The sequence below is a fragment of the Streptomyces sp. MK7 genome, assembly GCF_032658145.1.
Classification (GTDB): domain Bacteria; phylum Actinomycetota; class Actinomycetes; order Streptomycetales; family Streptomycetaceae; genus Streptomyces; species Streptomyces spiralis.
The window spans coordinates 349,613-370,026 of sequence record NZ_JAVACL010000001.1; the positions used below are offsets into that span (position 1 = coordinate 349,613).

General features: G+C 69.9%; 19 protein-coding genes, 2 tRNA genes and 1 pseudogene. 10 read left to right on the forward strand and 12 right to left on the reverse strand.

From position 1 onward, the window contains the following. Nucleotides 1-54: 54 nt before the first annotated feature. Nucleotides 55-309 carry a hypothetical protein gene (locus tag R2S09_RS40500; protein WP_399143906.1) on the forward strand — a complete coding sequence of 85 codons (255 nt, stop codon included), beginning with the start codon at nt 55-57 and terminating at the stop codon, nt 307-309. Between the two features lie 294 nt (nt 310-603). Here the strand turns inward: R2S09_RS40500 and R2S09_RS01565 are convergent. Beyond that, nucleotides 604-687, reverse strand: a tRNA-Leu gene (locus tag R2S09_RS01565). Between the two features lie 594 nt (nt 688-1,281). Between R2S09_RS01565 and R2S09_RS01570 the strand changes: the two genes are divergently transcribed. The 7 genes from R2S09_RS01570 to R2S09_RS01600 all read left to right on the forward strand — a co-directional run bounded on the left by R2S09_RS01570 (nt 1,282) and on the right by R2S09_RS01600 (nt 10,745). Beyond that, entirely contained in the window at nt 1,282-2,139 is an 858-nt protein-coding gene (locus R2S09_RS01570) for a DUF3662 and FHA domain-containing protein (protein ID WP_306184625.1), read from the forward strand. A 10-nt stretch (nt 2,140-2,149) separates the two neighbouring features. Then, complete coding sequence (locus tag R2S09_RS01575) at nt 2,150-2,662, forward strand: FHA domain-containing protein (RefSeq protein ID WP_030181690.1); 513 nt, start codon at nt 2,150-2,152, stop codon at nt 2,660-2,662. 140 nt (nt 2,663-2,802) lie between these two features. Beyond that, a complete protein-coding gene (locus tag R2S09_RS01580; protein WP_306184900.1) occupies nt 2,803-4,389 on the forward strand; it encodes a Stp1/IreP family PP2C-type Ser/Thr phosphatase in 1,587 nt (528 codons plus the stop codon). Nucleotides 4,390-4,416: 27 nt separating this feature from the next. Continuing rightward, the gene (locus R2S09_RS01585) at nt 4,417-5,856 is read left to right on the forward strand and encodes an FtsW/RodA/SpoVE family cell cycle protein (protein ID WP_306184623.1); all 1,440 of its coding nucleotides are present in this window, start codon (nt 4,417-4,419) and stop codon (nt 5,854-5,856) included. Further along, entirely contained in the window at nt 5,853-7,334 is a 1,482-nt protein-coding gene (locus R2S09_RS01590) for a penicillin-binding protein 2 (RefSeq protein WP_316739334.1), read from the forward strand. The genes R2S09_RS01585 and R2S09_RS01590 overlap by 4 nt, the downstream gene beginning before the upstream one ends. A 169-nt stretch (nt 7,335-7,503) precedes the next feature. Beyond that, complete coding sequence (gene pknB / locus R2S09_RS01595) at nt 7,504-9,483, forward strand: Stk1 family PASTA domain-containing Ser/Thr kinase (RefSeq protein ID WP_316739336.1); 1,980 nt, start codon at nt 7,504-7,506, stop codon at nt 9,481-9,483. A 212-nt stretch (nt 9,484-9,695) separates the two neighbouring features. Next, a complete protein-coding gene (locus R2S09_RS01600; RefSeq protein ID WP_316739338.1) occupies nt 9,696-10,745 on the forward strand; it encodes a restriction endonuclease in 1,050 nt (349 codons plus the stop codon). Between the two features lie 97 nt (nt 10,746-10,842). Here R2S09_RS01600 and R2S09_RS01605 read toward each other — a convergent pair whose 3' ends face one another. The 5 genes from R2S09_RS01605 to R2S09_RS01625 form a co-directional block, all read right to left on the reverse strand. Further along, on the reverse strand, nt 10,843-11,610 hold the full coding sequence (locus R2S09_RS01605; protein ID WP_316739339.1) for a class E sortase: 768 nt from the start codon (nt 11,608-11,610) through the stop codon (nt 10,843-10,845). A 14-nt stretch (nt 11,611-11,624) separates the two neighbouring features. Further along, complete coding sequence (locus R2S09_RS01610) at nt 11,625-12,752, reverse strand: class E sortase (RefSeq protein WP_306184614.1); 1,128 nt, start codon at nt 12,750-12,752, stop codon at nt 11,625-11,627. Beyond that, nucleotides 12,749-13,387, reverse strand: a complete 639-nt coding sequence (locus R2S09_RS01615; protein ID WP_306184612.1) for an aminodeoxychorismate/anthranilate synthase component II — start codon at nt 13,385-13,387, stop codon at nt 12,749-12,751. The genes R2S09_RS01610 and R2S09_RS01615 overlap by 4 nt, the downstream gene beginning before the upstream one ends. Then, a complete protein-coding gene (locus R2S09_RS01620; RefSeq protein ID WP_030181717.1) occupies nt 13,384-13,545 on the reverse strand; it encodes a hypothetical protein in 162 nt (53 codons plus the stop codon). The genes R2S09_RS01615 and R2S09_RS01620 overlap by 4 nt, the downstream gene beginning before the upstream one ends. A gap of 123 nt (nt 13,546-13,668) precedes the next feature. After that, nucleotides 13,669-14,448 (reverse strand): DUF881 domain-containing protein, encoded by a 780-nt coding sequence (locus R2S09_RS01625; RefSeq protein ID WP_316739345.1) that lies wholly within the window; start codon nt 14,446-14,448, stop codon nt 13,669-13,671. A 151-nt stretch (nt 14,449-14,599) separates the two neighbouring features. Here R2S09_RS01625 and crgA point away from each other — a divergent pair, with 151 nt between their 5' ends. Continuing rightward, the gene (gene crgA, locus R2S09_RS01630; protein WP_030181722.1) at nt 14,600-14,854 is read left to right on the forward strand and encodes a cell division protein CrgA; all 255 of its coding nucleotides are present in this window, start codon (nt 14,600-14,602) and stop codon (nt 14,852-14,854) included. 322 nt (nt 14,855-15,176) lie between these two features. On the opposite strand, the gene R2S09_RS01635 is transcribed toward crgA, so the two are convergent. Further along, entirely contained in the window at nt 15,177-16,067 is an 891-nt protein-coding gene (locus R2S09_RS01635; RefSeq protein WP_306184606.1) for a rhomboid family intramembrane serine protease, read from the reverse strand. 109 nt (nt 16,068-16,176) lie between these two features. Beyond that, the gene (locus tag R2S09_RS01640) at nt 16,177-16,707 is read right to left on the reverse strand and encodes a peptidylprolyl isomerase (RefSeq protein WP_306184604.1); all 531 of its coding nucleotides are present in this window, start codon (nt 16,705-16,707) and stop codon (nt 16,177-16,179) included. A 333-nt stretch (nt 16,708-17,040) separates the two neighbouring features. Here R2S09_RS01640 and R2S09_RS01645 point away from each other — a divergent pair, with 333 nt between their 5' ends. Continuing rightward, the gene (locus R2S09_RS01645) at nt 17,041-17,754 is read left to right on the forward strand and encodes a DUF5324 family protein (protein WP_306184602.1); all 714 of its coding nucleotides are present in this window, start codon (nt 17,041-17,043) and stop codon (nt 17,752-17,754) included. Between the two features lie 128 nt (nt 17,755-17,882). Here the strand turns inward: R2S09_RS01645 and R2S09_RS40505 are convergent, their stop codons facing one another. The 4 genes and pseudogenes from R2S09_RS40505 to R2S09_RS01660 form a co-directional block, all read right to left on the reverse strand. Continuing rightward, nucleotides 17,883-18,248 carry an ATP-binding protein gene (locus tag R2S09_RS40505; RefSeq protein WP_399143913.1) on the reverse strand — a complete coding sequence of 122 codons (366 nt, stop codon included), beginning with the start codon at nt 18,246-18,248 and terminating at the stop codon, nt 17,883-17,885. An 88-nt stretch (nt 18,249-18,336) separates the two neighbouring features. Beyond that, nucleotides 18,337-18,642: a PP2C family protein-serine/threonine phosphatase gene (locus R2S09_RS01650; protein WP_316739584.1), complete on the reverse strand. Its 306-nt coding sequence runs from the start codon at nt 18,640-18,642 to the stop codon at nt 18,337-18,339. Between the two features lie 53 nt (nt 18,643-18,695). Continuing rightward, a pseudogene (locus tag R2S09_RS01655) lies at nt 18,696-20,042 on the reverse strand (PAS domain-containing protein); the annotation flags it as partial. Between the two features lie 196 nt (nt 20,043-20,238). Then, a tRNA-Ala gene (locus R2S09_RS01660) sits at nt 20,239-20,311 on the reverse strand. Nucleotides 20,312-20,414 lie beyond the last annotated feature (103 nt).

Here is a 20,414-nt window from a genome sequence, read left to right on the forward strand (position 1 = left end):
ACGGCGGGTACACCGGGACGGCGCCCCCCTGGGGCGGCCATAACGCCGCGCACCATGACGCCACACACCCCGCTGACCGTCGGCAGCCATGTCTTCGGGCGCGGCTGCGTCCCGCTGCCGGGGGTGCTCCTCGACTTCTGGCAGCCCGACGACGCCGGCGCGTACGCCATGGCCGGCTACACCCTGCGAGCTCACCAGTTCACGGACTCCACCGGGGCGTACTCGCTGAGCACGATCGTGCCGGGCCTCTACCCGGGCCGCACCCGCACATCCACGTCGAGGCCCAGGCTCCCGGGCAGCCGGTGCTGACCACCCAGCTGTACTTCCCCGGCGAGCGGCGCAACACCACCGACACCCTCTTCGACGCGGCGCTGCTGATGAACGTCCGCGGTGCGGACGGCGGCAAGGAGGGCACCTCTGGGAGCCACCCAACGTCCCCGCCCTGTGGACCCGCGAGTGACCCTCGCCGCCTGAGACCTTCCTCACAGGCGAAACCGGTGAAACAGGCGAACAGGAAGCGCCCCGGGCAACGCCGAAGCCTGCCCCGCTTGTCCCGGCAACGCGAAAGCCCCGCAGGTCCGAGACCTGCGGGGCTTTCAGCCGTGCGCGAGGGGGGAGTTGAACCCCCACGCCCTTGCGGGCACTGGAACCTGAATCCAGCGCGTCTGCCTATTCCGCCACCCGCGCATTGGGTGTGTCCTCCGGCTCCGTTCCCTTCGTTTCGGGCCCGGCGCCTTCCGACACCCAGAACATTAGCACGCCGTCCGGGGTGGGTTCACATCCCTTTCCCCGGGGCAGGCGCACCCCCACGCACCAGCGGCGACAGCCCCCGGCCGTCGCCCCCGGCCTCCCCCGAAGCCCGCCCCCGACGTGCCCCGACGTCCCCTGCGATCTGCCCCCGATGTCCCCCCGATGTCCTCCGGGACACCCCTCCGGAAGTCCCCGCTCCCCGGATGCTCCCGTTCCGTATCAACCTGTGCCTGTTCACGTATCAACCTCGTACCGGTCCCGCCCGTCTCCCCAGGAGCCGGACAGGCCGCACCCTCGGGTGCGGGACACTGGTCTACGGCCGCCTCTACGATCCTGGGCAGACGTACACAGCGACGTACAAGGAGTGTCGACAACCGTCGACGGGGCCGACAGGGGGAACCAGCCGATTTACCGGCGCGTGGATACGATCAGTAAGCAGTACCAGGTAAGCAGTACGCATCAGCACGACCGCAAGACCCACAAGCACGACGGCAAGACCCACAGCGACGGCCACAACGGAGGAGGTGCCCCATGGGAGTCCTGAAGAAGTTCGAGCAGCGTCTCGAAGGTCTGGTCAACGGCACCTTCGCCAAGGTCTTCAAGTCCGAGGTCCAGCCCGTGGAGATCGCGGGCGCGCTCCAGCGCGAGTGCGACAACAACGCGACCATCTGGAACCGCGACCGCACGGTCGTCCCCAACGACTTCATCGTGGAGCTCAGCGCGCCCGACTACGAGCGCCTGAGCCCCTACTCCGGCCAGCTCGGCGACGAGCTCGCCGGCATGGTGCGCGACTACGCCAAGCAGCAGCGCTACACCTTCATGGGACCGATCAAGGTCCACCTGGAGAAGGCGGACGACCTGGACACCGGCCTGTACCGGGTGCGCAGCCGTACGCTCGCCTCCTCCAGCAGCCAGCAGGCCCCGCAGAGCCCGCAGGGCCCCTCGCCGGCCGCGCCCGGCCGCCCCGGCGCCCAGGGCGGGTACGGCTACCCGCCCGCCGGCGCGCCCCCCATGCCCGCCGCCCCGCCGCCCGGCGCACGCCCCGGCGGGTACGGCTACCCGCAGCCCGCCGCTCAGCGGCCCCCGCAGGGCCCCTCCGCCGGCGGACGCACCCGCTACTGGATCGAGATCAACGGCAACCGCCACCAGATCTCCCGCCCGACGCTGGTGCTGGGCCGCAGCACCGAAGCCGACGTGCGGATCGACGACCCCGGCGTCTCCCGCCGGCACTGCGAGATCCGGACCGGAACGCCCTCGACGATCCAGGATCTCGGGTCCACCAACGGCATCGTGGTGGACGGGCAGCACACCACCCGCGCTACGCTCCGCGACGGCTCGCGGATCGTCGTGGGCAGCACCACCGTTATCTATAGGCAAGCCGAAGGGTGAACCGGGGGCAATGTCAGAGCTGACCCTCACGGTCATGCGGCTGGGTTTCCTGGCCGTACTGTGGCTGTTCGTGATCGTGGCCGTGCAGGTCATCCGCAGCGACCTGTTCGGTACGCGCGTCACCCAGCGGGGGGCCCGCCGGGACGCCGGCCGGCCGCAGCAGGCCGCACGGCAGGCCGCGCCCCCGCAGCAGCGCGGTCAGCAGGGCGGCGGCCGGCAGCGCCGCAACGCCCCCACCAAGCTCGTGGTGACCGAGGGCACCCTCACCGGCACCACCGTCGCGCTGCAGGGCCAGACCATCACGCTGGGCCGCGCGCACGACTCCACGATCGTGCTGGACGACGACTACGCCTCCAGCCGGCATGCCAGGATCTACCCGGACCGCGACGGCCAGTGGATCGTCGAGGACCTCGGATCCACCAACGGCACGTACCTGGACCGGTCCCGGCTGACGACCCCCACACCGATCCCGCTGGGCGCGCCGATCCGCATCGGCAAGACCGTCATCGAGCTGCGGAAGTAGTGCTACGTCATGAATGAGCGCGAGCGGAGCGAGCACGCAGTGGCGGCCGGCACCCCGGGCCCCGGCGCGCTCCCGACCGGAGGGTGGGCAGTGTGGCTCGACACGATCGGCTGTACCCCGAGCCGACGGGCGAGGTGCGCATGAGTCTGTCACTGCGCTTCGCCGCCGGATCGCACAAAGGCATGATCCGCGAGGGCAACGAGGACTCCGGCTACGCCGGTCCGCGACTGCTCGCGATCGCCGACGGCATGGGCGGCCAGGCCGCCGGCGAGGTCGCCTCCTCCGAGGTGATCTCCACCATCGTCGCCCTCGACGACGACATCCCCGGCTCCGACATCCTCACCTCGCTCGGCGTGGCCGTGCAGCGCGCCAACGACCAGCTGCGCGCCATGGTCGAGGAGGACCCCCAGCTGGAGGGCATGGGGACGACGCTGACCGCACTGCTGTGGACCGGGCAGCGGCTCGGCCTCGTGCACGTCGGCGACTCGCGCGCCTACCTCCTGCGGGACGGCGTCCTGACCCAGATCACCCAGGACCACACCTGGGTGCAGCGCCTGGTCGACGAGGGACGCATCACCGAGGAGGAGGCCAGCACCCACCCGCAGCGCGCCCTCCTGATGCGCGCCCTCGGCAGCGGCGAGCACGTCGAGCCGGACCTGTCCGTCCGCGAGGTGCGCGCCGGCGACCGCTATCTGATCTGCTCCGACGGCCTGTCCGGCGTGGTCTCCCACCAGACGATGGAGGAGACCCTCGCCAGCTACCAGGGCCCGCAGGAGACCGTGCAGGAGCTGATCCAGCTCGCGCTGCGCGGCGGCGGCCCCGACAACATCACCGTCATCGTCGCCGACGTCCTCGACCTCGACACCGGTGACACCCTCGCCGGGCAGCTGTCCGACACCCCGGTGGTGGTCGGCGCGGTCGCCGAGAACCAGCACCACCTGCACGACAACGGCATCATGCAGACGCCGGCCGGCCGTGCCTCGGGCCTGGGCCGCCGGGCGCCCGGCCAGGGCGGCGGGGGCGGCGAGTTCGGCCCGCCCGGCTCCGGCGACACCACCGGCTTCATCCCCGCGGGCGGCTTCGCCGGCTACGGCGACGACGACTTCGTCAAGCCGCGCAGGGGACGCAGGTGGCTGAAGGGCTCCCTCTACAGCGTGCTCGCGCTCGCCGTCATCGGCGGCGGCCTGTACGGCGGCTACCGCTGGACGCAGACCCAGTACTTCGTCGGCGCCAACGACGAGCACGTCGCGCTCTACCGGGGCATCAGCCAGGACCTGGCCTGGGTGAAGCTGTCCAAGGTGGAGACCGACCACCCCGAGATCGAACTCAAGTACCTGCCGCCGTACCAGCAGAAGCAGGTCAAGGCGACGATCACCGAGGGCGGTCTGCAGGACGCCCGGAAGAAGATCGACGAGTTGTCGGTGCAGGCCTCCGCGTGCCGCAAGGAGGCCGAGCGCCGCACCGCGGAGTCCCAGAACAACGCCAAGGAGCCCCAGGGCAAGACCGGAGGCACCACGGACGCCGGCGGCACCAACGGCACCACCAGCACCGGCGGCACCACGGGAACCACCCCCGCCTCCTTCACGTCCAAGGCGACACCGACGCCGAATCCGTCGACGTCCACGTCACCGTCCCCGTCCAAGTCCGCGACCGCGCCCACTTCCAACCCCGGCCCCACTCTCTCGGAGGAAGAGCAGAAGGTCGTCTCGCAGTGCGGTAAGCAGTAGGCAAGCCGTGAGAGGCCCTGTCACACGATGAGCAGTACTACCAACTCGCCGACGCACCACACGTCCACGATCGGCGCCATCGGCGCGCCGAGCCGGCGCAACACCGAGCTCGCCCTGCTGGTCTTCGCGGTCGTCATCCCGGTGTTCGCCTACGCCAACGTGGGCCTGGCCATCGACAACCAGGTGCCCTCCGGCCTGCTGAGCTACGGCCTGGGTCTCGGCCTGCTGGCCGGCGTCGCCCATCTCGTCGTACGCAAGTTCGCGCCCTACGCGGACCCCCTGCTGCTCCCGCTGGCCACCCTGCTCAACGGCCTCGGACTGGTGGTGATCTGGCGGCTGGACCAGTCCAAGCTGCTCCAGGCCATCCACCAGGCCGGCGACAAGGCGCCCAACCAGCTGATGTACACGGCGATGGGCATCGCGCTGTTCGTCGTGGCGCTGATCTTCCTCAAGGACCACCGCGTCCTGCAGCGCTACACCTACATCTCCATGGTCACCGCGCTCGTCCTGCTGCTGCTCCCGCTGGTCCCCGGCCTCGGCCTGCCCGTCTACGGCGCGAAGATCTGGATCCACGTCGGCAGCTTCTCCATCCAGCCCGGTGAGTTCGCGAAGATCGTCCTCGCGGTCTTCTTCGCCGGCTACCTGATGGTCAAGCGGGACGCGCTCGCCCTGGCCAGCCGCCGCTTCATGGGCCTGTACCTGCCGCGCGGCCGCGACCTCGGCCCGATCCTGGTCGTCTGGGTCATCTCGATCCTCATCCTGGTCTTCGAGACCGACCTCGGCACCTCGCTGCTGTTCTTCGGCATGTTCGTGATCATGCTGTACGTCGCCACCGAGCGGACCAGCTGGATCGTCTTCGGTCTGCTGATGTCCGCGGTCGGCGCCGTCGGCGTGGCCAGCTTCGAGCCGCACGTGCACCAGCGCGTCCAGGCCTGGCTGAACCCGCTGCACGAGTACAAGCTGAGCCGGTCGGGCGCGCCCGGCATGCACTCCGAACAGCTCCAGCAGGCCCTGTGGGCGTTCGGCTCCGGCGGCACCCTCGGCTCCGGCCTCGGCCAGGGCCACTCCGACCTCATCCGGTTCGCCGCCAACTCCGACTTCATCCTCGCCACCTTCGGCGAGGAACTGGGCCTGGCCGGCCTCATGGCCATCCTGCTGATCTACGGCCTGATCGTGGAGCGCGGCGTGCGCACGGCGCTGGCCGCCCGCGACCCGTTCGGCAAGCTGCTCGCCATCGGCCTGTCCGGCGCCTTCGCCCTCCAGGTCTTCGTGGTCTCCGGCGGTGTGATGGGCCTCATCCCGCTGACCGGTATGACCATGCCGTTCCTGGCCTACGGCGGTTCCTCCGTCATCGCCAACTGGGCCCTCATCGGTGTACTCATCCGGATCAGCGACACCGCCCGCCGGCCGGCCCCCGCCCCCGCCTCCAACCCCGACGCCGAGATGACCCAGGTGGTCCGCCCGTGAACAAGCCCCTGCGCCGGATCGCGATCTTCTGCGGCCTCCTCGTCCTCACGCTGCTCATCCGCGACAACTGGCTCCAGTACGTCAAGGCCGACGGCCTGAAGAACGACGAGAACAACCGCCGCGTCACCATCGCCCGCTACTCCACCCCGCGCGGCGACATCATCGTCGGCGGCACCCCGATCACCGGGTCCACCGAGACCAAGAGCAACGGGCTCAACGACCTGAAGTACAAGCGCACCTACAAGAACGGCCCCATGTGGGCGCCGGTCACCGGCTTCGCCTCGCAGTCCTTCGGCGCCACGCAGCTGGAGAGCATCGACGACGGCATCCTCACCGGCAACGACGACCGGCTGTTCTTCCGCAACACCCTGGACATGATCACGGGCAAGCCGAAGCAGGGCGGCAACGTGGTCACCACGCTGAACGCGGCCGCGCAGAAGGCGGCGTACAACGGCCTCAAGGGCCACGGCAAGGGCGCCGTCGTCGCCCTGGAGCCGTCCACCGGCAAGATCCTCGCGCTGGCCTCCTACCCGTCGTACGACCCCTCGTCGTTCGCCGGCACCTCCGCGGCGGACGGCAAGGCCTGGAACAAACTCCAGAAGAAGAACGACCCCAGCGACCCGACGCTGAACCGGGCACTGCGCGAGACCTACCCGCCCGGCTCCACCTTCAAGGTGGTCACCGCGGCCGCCGCACTGGAGAACGGCCTGTACACCTCGGCCGACGAGAACACCGACTCGCCGGACCCGTGGACCATGCCGGGCACCACCACCCCGCTGCCCAACGAGGGCCACATCCCCTGCAAGAACGCCACCATGCGCGTCGCGCTGCGGTACTCCTGCAACACCGTCTTCGGCAAGATCGGCGCCACCCTCGGCAACGACAAGATGCTCGACGAGGCGGAGAAGTTCGGCTTCAACAAGGAGCAGTTCACCCCGGTCCGCGCCAACGCCTCGGTGTTCTCCGACGACATGAACCCCTCGCAGACCGCGCTGTCCTCGATCGGCCAGTTCAACACCGCCGCGACCCCGCTCCAGATGGCCATGGTCGCCTCCGCGGTCGCCAACGACGGCAAGCTGATGAAGCCGTACATGGTCGACAAGCTCCAGTCGCCGACCCTGGACACCCTGGAGCAGACCCAGCCGGAGGAGCTGAGCCGGCCGCTGTCCTCGAAGAACGCCCAGATCCTCCAGTCGATGATGGAGACGGTCGTCAAGGAGGGCACGGGCCAGAACGCCCAGATCCGCGGCGTCACCGTGGGCGGCAAGACCGGTACCGCCCAGCACGGCGTCAACAACGCCGGCAAGCCGTACGCCTGGTTCCTCTCCTACGCCAAGACCAGCGACGGCAGCTCGCCGGTCGCCGTGGCCGTGGTGGTCGAGGACGACAACGCCAACCGCGACGACATCTCCGGTGGCGGCCTCGCGGCGCCCATCGCGAAGAGCGTGATGGAGGCGGTCATCAACTTCAAGAAGTGACCCTGCTCACGCCCCCTTCACATCGGTGCACGTTGACATACCGGTCCTGTATCGGGTTACGGGCTTGGCCAGGTCACACAAAGCGAGCCGGGTACGGTAGGCCCGGACGGCAGCTCCGGCGGCACACGTGGTGCCGGTCGGGACCGACGGAGAGGGCTGGTAGGTAGCTATGGAAGAGCCGCGTCGCCTCGGCGGCCGGTACGAGCTGGGCCAGGTGCTCGGCCGTGGTGGCATGGCGGAGGTGTACCTCGCGCATGACACCCGCCTGGGCCGCACCGTGGCGGTGAAGACGCTGCGCGCCGACCTGGCGCGCGACCCGTCCTTCCAGGCCCGGTTCCGCCGGGAGGCCCAGTCGGCCGCCTCGCTCAACCATCCCGCGATCGTCGCGGTCTACGACACGGGCGAGGACTACATCGACGGGGTCTCGATCCCGTACATCGTCATGGAGTACGTCGACGGCTCCACACTCCGTGAGCTTCTCCACAGCGGCCGCAAGCTGCTGCCCGAACGGGCCATGGAGATGACCGTCGGCATCCTCCAGGGCCTGGAGTACGCCCACCGCAACGGCATCGTCCACCGCGACATCAAGCCGGCCAACGTCATGCTGACCCGCAACGGCCAGGTCAAGGTGATGGACTTCGGCATCGCCCGCGCCATGGGCGACTCCGGCATGACGATGACGCAGACCGCCGCGGTCATCGGCACCGCCCAGTACCTCTCCCCGGAGCAGGCCAAGGGCGAGCAGGTCGACGCACGTTCGGACCTGTACTCGACGGGTTGCCTGCTCTACGAGCTGCTGACGGTCCGCCCGCCGTTCGTGGGCGACTCCCCGGTCGCGGTGGCCTACCAGCACGTGCGGGAGGAACCCCAGCCACCGAGCGTCTTCGACCCGGAGATCACGCCCGAGATGGACGCGATCGTGCTGCGGGCGCTGGTCAAGGACCCCGACTACCGCTACCAGTCGGCCGACGAGATGCGCGCCGACATCGAGGCCTGCCTCGACGGCCAGCCGGTCGCGGCCACGGCCGCGATGGGCGCGGTGAACTACGGCGGCTACCCCGACGACCAGCCGACCACGGCCCTGCGCTCCGACGCGGGCGCCCCTGCCACGACGATGCTGCCGCCGATGAACCCGGACGACGGCGGCTACGGCTACGACGAGCGCCCCGACCGGCGCCGCCAGCCGAAGAAGTCGAACACCTCGACGATCCTCCTGGTCGTCGCCGGCGTCCTGGTGCTCGTCGGAGCCATCCTGATCGGCAAGTGGGTCTTCAACGGCGAGAGCGCGGCCAACGACAAGGTGCCGGTGCCGAACTTCGTCGACCAGACGAGGGCGGACGCGAGGTCCATGGCGGAGAACGTCGGCCTGAAGGCGACCTTCACCCAGAAGCCCTGCGAGAACGAGCCCAAGGGCAAGGTCTGCGACCAGGACCCGGCCAAGGGCACCGAGGTCGAGAAGGGCACCAGCGTCACCCTCACGGTGTCGACGGGGGCGCCGAAGGTCCTGGTTCCGGACGTGACGGGCCTCACCTTCGACAAGGCCCAGTCCCAGCTGACGGACAAGGGCTTCAAGGTCGAGCAGAAGACCGAAGTCTCCGACCGGCCCGAGGGCGTCGTCATCTCCCAGGACCCCACGGGGGACAAGGAGGTCGAGAAGGGCTCGACGATCACCCTCACCGTCGCCAAGCCCGCCGAGAAGGCCACCGTCCCCCAGGTCACCGGCCAGTCCTGCGAGGACGCCAAGAAGCAGATGGAGGCGAACAACCTCACCGGCGAGTGCACCGAGGTGCCCAACACCGACCCCAACCAGGCCGGCAAGGTCATCTCGACCGTCCCGGGCCAGGGCCAGCAGGTCGACAAGGGCTCCAAGGTGACCATCCAGATCGGACAGCAGGTCCAGCAGCAGAAGACCAAGGTGCCCGGCGTGCGCGGCAAGACGGTGGCGCAGGCCACGCAGATCCTGCAGCAGAACGGTTTCAACGCCATCGCGTTCAACGGCACCAACGACCCCAACGCCCTCGTCGTCGACCAGGACCCGAAGCCGGGAACGCCGGTCGACAACCCCGACGCCACGCAGATCACCCTGACCACCTTCGGCGGCGGAGGCAACAACAACGGCGGCAACAACAACGGCGGCCTCTTCGGCTGACCGCCCGGCCGACCCCGAGCCCGACGAACGGAGCCTCGGTTCCCCACCCCAGGGGAACCGAGGCTCCGTCGCATCCGGCCCCGCCGCTCAAACGCACATCTGCTCGCACTTCGCTCGTGTCTTCACATGTCGGTCATTCGTTGACCGGTCGGGGTGGGGACTCGCGGCTCTCTGCCCTGGCCACCCGGCCCACACGAACAGAAGGGCAGAACATGATCAACGACTCGGCGCTCCTGGAATCGAGGAGCCTGCGCGACAGCGTGCTCGACCGTACGGACGTACTCGACAGGGTGAAGGCACTGTCGCTGCTGCCGGACGGGATGCATGTGACGACCGCGATGGTCGCGGCGTACTTCGAGGTCACCGTCGAAGTTGTCCGTCAGCTGACCAAGCGCCATCGCGAAGAGCTGCAAGCCAACGGCATGGCAGTACTGCGAGGCGCTGACCTGCGGCAATTCGAGAGTGACAACGTGTCACTCTCGACGGACAGTTATCCACAAGCACGTCGGAGCCTCACCATCTACCCCCGCCGCGCCGTCCTCAACGTCGCCATGCTCCTCCGTGACAGCGACGTCGCCCGCCAGGTACGCACCTACCTCCTCGACATGGAGTACCTGGCGCGCACACAGCCTGTGGAAAACTCACCGCAGCCCGACGCCGCCTCCCTCGACGACCGCATCGACCAGCGCATCACGCACATCCTGGGCAAAACCGTCGTCCCCATGTTCAACGCCCTGATCGAGACGTCAGGCGAGCACCGCAGGGAGCTGATCGCGCTCCGGGCAGGCGTCCAGCACATCGAGAGGCGGCTGCAGCAGCACCAGGCGCGTCTGCGGAGGCTGGAGAGCCCCCGCGAGGATCGTCCCCTCGCCGGGGTCATGGCGGCCATGGACGCCATGAGCGGCCGTGAGTTCGAGCACCACATCGCCACGCTTCTACGGCGCGACGGCTGCACCGACGTCGTCGTACTCGGCCGCCACGGAGACCGGGGCGTCGACATCACCGCACTCACCTCCGACGGCCGACGCCTCGTCGCCCAGTGCAAGAGGTTCGCGCCCCACCTGCGGATCACCAGCCCGGAGGTGCAGAAGTTCGTCGGCTCCGCAAAGGTCCTTCACGCCTCGGACGTCGCGCTCTTCGTGGCGACGTGCCGCTTCACACCTGACGCCCTCAGCATCGCCGAGCAGGCCGGCATCACCGTCGTACACCGCGGGCTGCTGGAGAAGTGGGCTGCGGGTGACATGCTCAGGGTCCTGAAGTAGGACCGAGGACGGCAGCAGAAGGCCCGAAGCCGCAAAGGAAGGTTGCGGCTTCGGGCCTCCGCCATGTTAGGTGACCACCCCTGTCCAAGAGGGTCTGTCAGCCCCGCAGCTCCTTCGGCGGCGTCCGCTTGCTGTCCACCTTGTCCACATGCACCAGCTCCCCCCACACCACATACCGGTACCGGCTCGTGTACACCGGCGTGCAGGTCGTCAGGGTGATGTAGCGGCCGGGCTTGGTCACGCCCGACTCCTTCGGGACCGGGGTGAGGACGTCGACGTTGAACTTCGAGGTCTCGGGCAGGATGTCGTAGACCTTGTAGACGTACCACTTGTCCCGGGTCTCGAAGACGATCGGGTCGCCCTTCTCGATCTTGTCGATGTTGTGGAACTTCGCGCCGTGGCCGTCCCGGTGGGCGGCGAGGGTGAAGTTGCCCGTCTTGCCGGTCATCGGCAGGGTCGCCTTGACCGGGTCGACGTAGTAGCCGGCCACGCCGTCGTTCAGGACGTCCGTCGACGTGCCCTTCTTCACCAGGACCTCACCGTTGTGCATGGCCGGCACGTGCAGGAAGCCGATGCCGTCCTTGGTGTCCAGCGCGCCGGGGCCGCCGGGCGCGGAGTGCGCCCACTCGTCGCGGATCCTGTGGCCCTGCCGGTCGGCCTTGCGGTCCGCTATCACATTGGTCCACCACAGGGAGTAGACGACGAACAGGCCGAGCACCAGGCCGGCCGTGATGAGGAGTTCACCGAAGACGCTGACGGCCAGGGCCACCCGGCCCCCGCCCCGCCGGCCACCGCCCCGTCGGCGCGAGCGCGGCGCGGGGCCGTCGTCGGTGTGCTCTGCCGTGTCGTCCGTGGTCGCTGCCACTGTTCATCCGCCCTTTAACTGACGAGCGCATCCGGCTTGCCCTTGCTGCGCGGCCGTTCCTCGACCATCTTGCCCCAGACGATCAACCGGTACTTGCTGGTGAACTCCGGTGTGCAGGTGGTCAGTGTGATGTAGCGGCCGGGTCCGGTGAACCCCGATCCCTTGGGAACCGGGTCCAGGACACTGATGTTGGCCGGCGACGTCACCGGCAGCATCGACGTCATCTTGTAGACGAAGTAGGTGTCCTGCGTCTCCACGACGATCGGATCGCCCGGCTCGAGCCTGTTGATGTACCGGAACGGCTCGCCATGCGTGTTGCGGTGGCCGGCGAGCCCGAAGTTGCCCGTCCTGGCGTCCGGCATCGCCGTGTTGAGGTCCCCCCGGCCGTAGTGCCCGACCATGCCCTTGTCCAGCACCTTCGTCTTGCTGGTGCCCTCGGCGATCGGCACCACCACGTCCAGCTTCGGGATGTGCAGGATGGCGAAGCCCTGCCCCGGCTCGAAGACCCCCGGGCTGCGCTTGCCGCTCGCCCAGTCGTTCTGCAGCTGGTGCGCCTCGTTGCCCGCCTGCGCGTGGGCCCGGACGTTCGTCCACCACAGCTGGTAGGTGACGAACAGCAGCATCAGCACACCGGTGGTGATGAACGCCTCGCCGATGACCCGGCTGACGACCACACCCGGGCCCGGCTTGCGCGCCCGCGCGAGCCGGCGCGCCTCCACCCGGGTCAGGGGAACGGCCGGCTGCTCCTCGGGCGTCCCGTCCCCTCCCGGTGAGGAACGTCCGGCAGCGTGCACACCGGCCCCGTGGCGGCCTGTGCGCGCTTGGCGTCCGTGGCGGCCTCTGGCGGCCTTTCTGCGGGCCGCGCGGCCGCCCTGGGGGCCTCCGGGCGTCCCGGGCGTTCCGGGCGCCCCTCCGGCCGCTCCGGCCGCTGTGGTGCCCCGTGAGCCTCCTGAGGCCCTGGGGGGCGGCGGCTCGGGGACCCGCAGCCCCATCGTCTCCTCGGTGAGGGAGCCCGCGTACGGCGCCGCCGGGTCGGGCGAGTCGTACGGCACCGAGGCGTACGGATCCGCGGGGGCGTCGTAGCCCTCGGAGGATCCGTACCACTCGGCACCGGACTCGCGCTCGGGGCGCAGCGCGGTCACGCCGTGGCCCTGCCCACCACCGGGGCGAGCCCCGCAGACCTCGCCACGGCACCCTGGTCGCCGCACTCCGCCAGCCAGTTGGCCAGCATCCGGTGCCCGTGTTCGGTGAGCACGGACTCGGGATGGAACTGCACGCCCTCCACGGGCAGTTCCCGGTGGCGCAGGCCCATGATGATGCCGTCGTGGGTACGGGCGGTGACCTCCAGCTCGTCGGGCACGGTCGGCGGCATCGCGGCCAAGGAGTGGTAGCGGGTCGCCGTGAACGGGGAGGGCAGCCCGGCGAAGACACCCTTGCCCTCGTGCTCCACCAGGGAGGTCTTGCCGTGCAGCAGCTCCGGCGCCCGGTCCACCACGCCGCCGTACGCCACCTGCATGGACTGCATGCCCAGGCACACGCCGAAGACGGGGACACCGGTCACGGCGCAGTGGCGCACCATGTCCACACACACGCCGGCCTGCTCGGGCGTGCCCGGCCCCGGCGAGAGCAGCACGCCGTCGAAGCCGTCCTGGGCGTGCGCCGTGGACACCTCGTCGTTGCGCAGCACCTCGCACTCGGCGCCGAGCTGGTACAGGTACTGGACGAGGTTGAAGACGAAGCTGTCGTAGTTGTCGACGACGAGGATCCGCGCAGTCACTGGTTGTTCACCGTCACATCGTTGAAGGGCAGCAGCGGTTCGGCCCACGGAAAGACGTACTGGAACAGGACGTAGACCACGGCCAGGACCAGGACCAGTGAGATCAGCGCCCTCACCCAGGCGTTCCCCGGCAGATGCCGCCAGATCCAGCCGTACATGCCGTCCCTTCCGTCTCACCACGGCACCAGACTCACGCCGCACGCCACCACTCACGCCGTACGCCACCAGACTAACGGCGCGGCGCCCTCGGTTTCCCGGCCTCGGGGAACAGGCCCGGGCGGCTACTTCACGGGCTGGGCGTAGTGCAGGTCCACCGTGCCCGAGTAGCCGGGCAGGGTCACCGTCCCGTCCTCGGTGACCTTCCAGCCGAGGCCGTAGACGTTGACGTACACCATGTAGTTCTGGATCGCGGGGGAGTCCGCGAGCGCCTGCTGGAGCTTTCCCGGGTCGCCGACCGCCGTGATCTTGTACGGCGGGGAGTAGACGCGGCCCTGGAGGATCAGGGTGTTGCCCACGCAGCGCACCGCGCTGGTGGAGATCAGCCGCTGGTCCATGACCTTGATGCCCCGGGCGCCGGCGTGCCACAGCGCGTTGACCACGGCCTGGAGGTCCTGCTGGTGGATGACCAGGTAGTCGGGCTGCGGCTCCGGGTAGCCGGGGAGCTTGGCGGTGGCGTTCGGCGGGGCGTCGTCGAGCGTGACCGTGACGGCCTTCCCCTTGACCGGCCGCGTCCCCGCGCTGTTCTCCAGACCGGCCAGTTTGTCGTCCTGCGCCTTGGTGCTGCCGTCGTCGCTCTCGGCGAGGGACTCGACGTCGTGGCGCAGGGCCGCGTTGGACTCGTCCAGCTCCTTGTTCTTGCGGCTGCGTTCCTGGATGAGGTCCGACAGCTTCAGCAGTGAGGCGTCCGTCCGGATATTGGTGCCCTTGGCCGTGTTGAAACTGGTGAAGAAGATCAGCCCGGCGAGGGCGAAAACGGCCACCGTGAGGATCCGCACGGGCCGGAAACGGGGCGTGCGGGCCGGACTGGATCCGGTCCCCGGAGAGTCGGCAGAATTGCTCAACGTACCCTTATCTCCTTCGGCGCCACGGAAGCACTACGCTAACGGACGCCCGGGGGAGCGCGGGGTTTCCCCCAGCAGTCCCCTTGTACACCCCCGGAGCCAGCCCAGTTCCCCTGCGCGGCCACGCAGCGCATCGACAGGAGAGACCCTCGTGCCGAAGTCACGTATCCGCAAGAAGGCCGACTACACGCCGCCGCCCGCGAAGCAGGCGACGGCCCTGAAGCTGGAGAGCCGCGGCTGGGTGGCCCCCGTGATGCTGGCCATGTTCGTCATCGGCCTGGCCTGGATCGTCGTCTTCTACGTGACCGACGGCTCGCTGCCCATCGACGCGCTGGACAACTGGAACATCGTGGTCGGCTTCGGCTTCATCGCGGCCGGATTCGGCGTCTCCACACAGTGGAAGTAGGGGTAGCCGCCGGGTGAACCGCGGGCCGGATCCAGCTCTGCCCACGGCTATCCGCTGAGTTATCCACAGCCTGCAAAAATTTCCACATACCCCTGGGGAAAACCCGACGATCTGTGGATAACCAGTCCCCCGTTGACACCGGTACGACTGTCACACCACCCCGTCACCACCCCTTTGCCCTCTGCCTGACCTGCACAAATACAGGTGAGCAGCAGGGGGCACAGTTGTTCCCGCACACGGTGCACAAGATTCGGCACACACTGTGGACAACGGTGGACAACGGAGCGGCGACAAGCGGACACGGCCCGTCCTCGCCCCGTCCTCAGGTGAGCTGGACGGTTCTGGCGAGGGTCATGACGACGATGACCGCCAGCACCAGCGCGCACGTCCCGTACTGCACCAGCGCACGCCGCTCACGCGGTGCGTGGACCATCGCGTAGCCGACGATCACACCGGCGACCAGGCCGCCGATGTGGGCCTGCCAGGCGATGTTGGCCCAGCCGAAGGTGATGATCAGGTTGACCACCAGCAGGGCGATGACGGGGCGCATGTCGTAGTTGAGCCGTCGCATCAGGACGGCGGTGGCGCCGAAGAGGCCGAAGATGGCGCCGGAGGCGCCGAGGGAGGGCTGGTTGGGGGCGGCGACCAGGTAGGTGAGCGCGCTGCCGGCCAGTCCGGAGACGAAGTAGAGGGCCAGGTAGCGGGCACGGCCGAGGGCCGCTTCCAGGGGACCGCCGATCCACCACAGGCTGAGCATGTTGAACAGAATGTGGATGTAGCTGCCGTGCAGGAACATCGCGGTCAGCAGCCGGTAGTACTGGCCATGCGCGACGCCCTCGATGCCGCCCAGGAGGGGGACGTAGGCCTGGCCGATCAGCTCGAACCGATTGGTGAAGCGGTCTCCGAGGGACAGCTGGACCAGGAACGCGGCCAGGTTGATGCCGATCAGCAGCTTGGTGATCAGACGCGGGTCGGCGGCCACGCTGCCACCGGCGATCGTCCGGGGCCGGGACGCGGCCGGGGGGTGGCCCGTGCCGGACCCTGCGCGGACGCAGTCCGGGCACTGGAAGCCCACGGAGGCGTCGACCATGCACTCCGGGCAGATCGGCCGCTCGCAGCGGGTGCAGCGGACGCCGGTCTCGCGGTCGGGGTGCCGGTAGCAGGTGGGCACGCTGCTGCGTGCCTCCGACCGGCCGCCTGGCGCCTGTTCCATGGGGTCCCCTCAAGTTCGCTGTGGACGGTGCACGACTCGCCGTGCCAACGCACCGCCCCGCTCATCCTTACGGACGAGCGGGGCGATTGGTTCCCTGCGAGCCGTTGGTTCAGGCCCCGCGGGACTCGATGACGACCGACTCGATGACCACGTCGTTGAGCGGGCGGTCGTTTCGGTTGGTCTTCGTGGTCGCGATGGCGTCGACGACCTTCTGGCTGGCCGGGTCGGTGACCTCGCCGAAGATGGTGTGCTTGCGGGACAGCCAGGCCGTCGGGGCGACGGTGATGAAGAACTGCGAGCCGTTGGTGCCGGGGCCCGCGTTGGCCATCGCCAGCAGGTAGGGCTTGTTGAAGGCGAGGTCCGGGTGGAACTCGTCCTCGAACGTGTAGCCGGGGCCGCCGGTGCCGTTGCCCAGCGGGTCACCGCCCTGGATCATGAAACCGCTGATCACCCGGTGGAAGACCGTGCCGTCGTACAGCTTCGCCGTGGACTTCTCGCCGGTGGCGGGGTGCGTCCACTCGCGCTCGCCCTTGGCGAGCTCCACGAAGTTGCGGACCGTCTTGGGGGCATGGTCCGGCAGGAGCCGGATCTCGATGTCGCCGTGGTTGGTCTTCAGGGTGGCGTAGAGCTGCTCAGCCACGATCTGCCTTCCGTTGTCTCTTCTTGACCCTCCGATCCTCGCACGGCACGCGCCGGGCGTCGCCCGGCGCCCGGCGTCCGGGCGGACATCCGCCGGAATCGGTTGCGGAATTCGGGGTCAGTCCTCTCGGGTCGGGAGCGCTGCGCGGCGATCCGTGGCATTGTCATCGACAAGCTCCCGTTGCTCCGTATTCATCCGCTATCACCCTTCCACCGTCTTCCCGTGACCGTGACCCGGATGCCCGTGCGCACATGCTCACGGGCTCGTCGGCAGGCATGATCCGTAAATGGGTGGAAAGTCGAATTACCGTACGCCACCGAGGAGGAGGAACCCGTGACCCGCATCGACAGCGTGCGCGCCGCGACCGGCTCGGCGAAGGACAGCGTGCTGCACGCCGCGGAAGTGGTGGCGCCCTACGCCGACACGGCCAGGGAAAGGGCCGCGCACTACGCGCACGAGGCACGCGTACGGCTGGCGCCGAAGGTCTCCCTGGCCGCCGACCAGGCCCGTGTGCAGTACGGCGCCCATGTCGCCCCCCGGCTGGAGCAGGCCCGCACGCAGGCCATGACACATGTGCCGCCGAAGCTAGACCAGGCCGCCCGGCAGGCCGCCAAGTACTCCAGGCCGCGGATCGAACAGGCGGTGGCGGTGTCCCGGCCGCGCATCGAGCAGGCGATGGCCGCGGCCGGGCCGGTCGCGGACGAGGCCACCGCGCGGGGTGCCGCCGCACTGGTCGCGCTGCGCGGCCAGGTCCCGGCCCGGAAGATCCAGAAGCTCGCCCGCAGGCGGAGCCGGCGGGCCCGGGCCGGTCGCGTCGCCAGGGTGATCGCTCTGGTGGGCGTGCTCGCGGGCGGTGCCTTCGCCGCCTGGAAGTGGTGGGACAAGCAGGCCAACCCCGACTGGCTGGTGGAGCCGCCGGCCGCGACCGAGGTCCCCGAGTCCGGTCGGCTGTCCTCGGTGGACGGCAGCGGCCAGTCGGTCCTGGACCCCGAGGTCGAGGCGAAGGAGGCCGAGGAGGAGGCGGCGGACCGCGACGACCAGGGCTGACCGCGCCCGCCGCACGCTGTCCGGGGTCGCCCGCGTACGTACGGTACGCGGGCGACCCTCCGTTGTGCGGGCTTTCGCGACACGCCCGCGTCAGCGCTGGGTCTCCGCGTCAGCCTTGGGTCTCCGCGTCAGCCCTGGCTCAGCGGCTGCTCCGCCCAGATCGTCTTGCCGCTGTCGCCGTAGCGGGTGCCCCAGCGCTGGGTGAGGCTCGCGACGAGCAGCAGTCCGCGGCCACCCTCGTCGTAGGTACGGGCCCGGCGCAGATGCGGGGCGGTGCTGCTGCCGTCGGAGACCTCGCAGATCAGCGACGAGGTGTCCCGGATCAGCTGCAGCACGACGGGGTCGGCGCCATAGCGGATGGCGTTGGTGACCAGCTCGCTGGTGATCAGCTCGGTGGTGAAGGCGACGCCCTCCCCGAGCCCCACTCCCGCAGCCGGCCGGCCGCGCGTTCCCGGGCGGGCGCGACGGCCTCCGGGTCGCGGGGCAGCTCCCATGAGGCCGGCCGGCCGGCGCCGAGGCGGTGGGGGCGGGCGAGAAGAAGAGCCACGTCCTCGGCGGGCTGGGCCGGTACCAGGTGTGTGATCACGCGGTCGCACACGTCTGGAGCGACTCCGCCGGGCGGGCGAGCAGTGCGTGCAGTTCGGCCCGTGCCGTCTCGGGGCCCTTGGCGGAGGCGTGCAGGAGCCCGTTGGTGTAGAGCGCGAGACGGCTGCCCGTCGGAAGAGGGAACTCGGCTGCCTCGAACTTGATGCCGCCCTGTCCCAGCGGGGGACCGGACGCCACCGCGAGCTGCTCGACATGGCCGTCGGGGTGGACCAGAACCGGCTCGGGGTGGCCCGCGGAGGCGATGGCGCAGCGCCCGGAGACCGGGTCGTAGGCGGCGTACAGGCAGGTGGCGCCCGCGACACACCGCCCGCGTGGGCCGCCTCCTCCTGGTCCAGTGTGATCACGATGTCGTCGAGATGGGTGAGCAGCTCGTCGGGGGCCAGCTCCACGGCGGCCAGCGTTCGTACGGCCGTACGCATCCTGCCCATGGTCGCGGTGGCGCGGATACCGGTCCCGACGACATCGCCGACGGCCAGGGCGACCCGGGCTCCGGAGAGCGGCACGACGTCGAACCAGTCGCCGCCGATGCCCGTGGCGCTCGTGCTCTGCAGACAGCAGGAGGCGATGTCCACGGCCTGGTGCTCGGCGGCGTGGTCGGGCAGCAGGCCGCGTTGCAGGGCGAGGGCGGTCTGCCGCTCCCGGCTGTAGCGCAGGCAGTTGTCCAGGCAGACGGCGGTGCGGGCGGCCAGGTCGCGGGCCAGGTGGACATCGGCCTTGTCGAAGGTGGGGTGGGGGCGGCGCCGGGCGAAGGTCACCAGGCCCAGGGTGGTGTCGCGGGCCACCATGGGGACGAGGAGTGCGGCACGGTCCGCGGGCGGCTCGCCCGTCCCGTTCGGTGTCGCTGTCCCGGTTCCGTTCGGCGGTGACCGGTCCTCGTCCGGGGCGTCGGGCGTCGGGGAGACGTCCCCGCGGGGCTCGCCGTCCTCCAGGACGCGCCCGGTCAGCGAGTCGCGCGCGACGGAGTGCACGCCGCCGGTCGCCGCGCCCGGCTCCGCCGGGCAGTCGGGAGCCGAAGCCGACGCGGCACGACGGAACTCGATGGCGCCGCCGCCCGGTTCGGTTGCCCCGCCGCCGGGCCCGGTCCCGCTCCCCTCGGTGTTCCACACCTTTGCGAGGAGGTCGACGGTCACGCGCTCGGCGAAGCTCTCGGTGGCCAGTTCCGCCAGCTCCCGTGCGGTGTGCCGGACGTCCAGGGTGCTGCCGATCCGTGCGCTGGCCTGGCTGAGCACCGCCATCCGGCGCCGTGCCCAGAACTGCTCGGTGGTGTCCAGGGTGGCGGCGGACACCCCGAGGAGTTCGCCCTGCGGGCTCCGCACCGGGGAGAGCGTGACCCGCCATGCGTGCTGCGCGCCGTCCAGCGTGAGCGTGCTCTGCCACGACTCGGGCTCGCCGGTCCGCATCACCCGGCCGACGGCCTCGGCGAACTCGTGGCCGCCCTCGATGGGGACCCCGGGCTCGATCTCCCCGGCGAGCAGCCCCAGCAGCGCCTCCGGCGGCCGGTTCACGACCAGGGCGGCGGCGTGGTTCAGCCATGCCAGCCGGCGGTCCCTGCCGAAGAAGACGACGGGGACGGGCAACTGGTCGAGCAGGTGCCGCTCGCGCGCGACGGCCAGGGCCAGGCCCTCGTCACCGGCGCATCGGATTCCGCACGGATCGCCTCCGCTCGCACCGTGCCCGTCCATGCGCCGCACACCTGCTCCGTCCCGCCGACCGTCCTCTATGCACCGTTGACGCGCCTTTGAGTCAAAAATGCCCCTTCAGGGCGCACCGTGTGAGGTTGATCGGGACGGGGATCCAGCGGCGGCCGCCGTGCGCGCCGACTGCGCGAAAAAGCCCACCCGGCCAGCGTTTCCGCAGGTCAGGTGGGCTTTGATGCGGTGGAGCCTAGGGGAGTCGAACCCCTGACATCTGCCATGCAAAGACAGCGCTCTACCAACTGAGCTAAGGCCCCGAAGAGGAGCATCCGCCCGGACGAACCGCGCGCCGGTCGGGTGCCGCAGACCAGAGTACCGGGTCACCCCCCGGATCTCGCAAAAAGATTGGGGGTCCCCGTT

Excerpts from the sequence above, each read along its gene's own strand:
- R2S09_RS40505 (WP_399143913.1), bottom strand. The coding sequence starts at position 18,248 with ATGGGAGCTGCCCCGCGACCCGGAGGCCGTCGCGCCCGCCCGGGAACG.
- R2S09_RS01585 (WP_306184623.1), top strand. The coding sequence starts at position 4,417 with ATGAGCAGTACTACCAACTCGCCGACGCACCACACGTCCACGATCGGC.
- R2S09_RS01575 (WP_030181690.1), top strand. The coding sequence starts at position 2,150 with ATGTCAGAGCTGACCCTCACGGTCATGCGGCTGGGTTTCCTGGCCGTA.
- pknB (WP_316739336.1), top strand. The coding sequence starts at position 7,504 with ATGGAAGAGCCGCGTCGCCTCGGCGGCCGGTACGAGCTGGGCCAGGTG.
- R2S09_RS40500 (WP_399143906.1), top strand. The coding sequence starts at position 55 with ATGACGCCACACACCCCGCTGACCGTCGGCAGCCATGTCTTCGGGCGC.
- R2S09_RS01570 (WP_306184625.1), top strand. The coding sequence starts at position 1,282 with ATGGGAGTCCTGAAGAAGTTCGAGCAGCGTCTCGAAGGTCTGGTCAAC.
- R2S09_RS01620 (WP_030181717.1), bottom strand. The coding sequence starts at position 13,545 with ATGTACGGCTGGATCTGGCGGCATCTGCCGGGGAACGCCTGGGTGAGG.
- R2S09_RS01635 (WP_306184606.1), bottom strand. The coding sequence starts at position 16,067 with ATGGAACAGGCGCCAGGCGGCCGGTCGGAGGCACGCAGCAGCGTGCCC.
- R2S09_RS01600 (WP_316739338.1), top strand. The coding sequence starts at position 9,696 with ATGATCAACGACTCGGCGCTCCTGGAATCGAGGAGCCTGCGCGACAGC.
- R2S09_RS01580 (WP_306184900.1), top strand. The coding sequence starts at position 2,803 with ATGAGTCTGTCACTGCGCTTCGCCGCCGGATCGCACAAAGGCATGATC.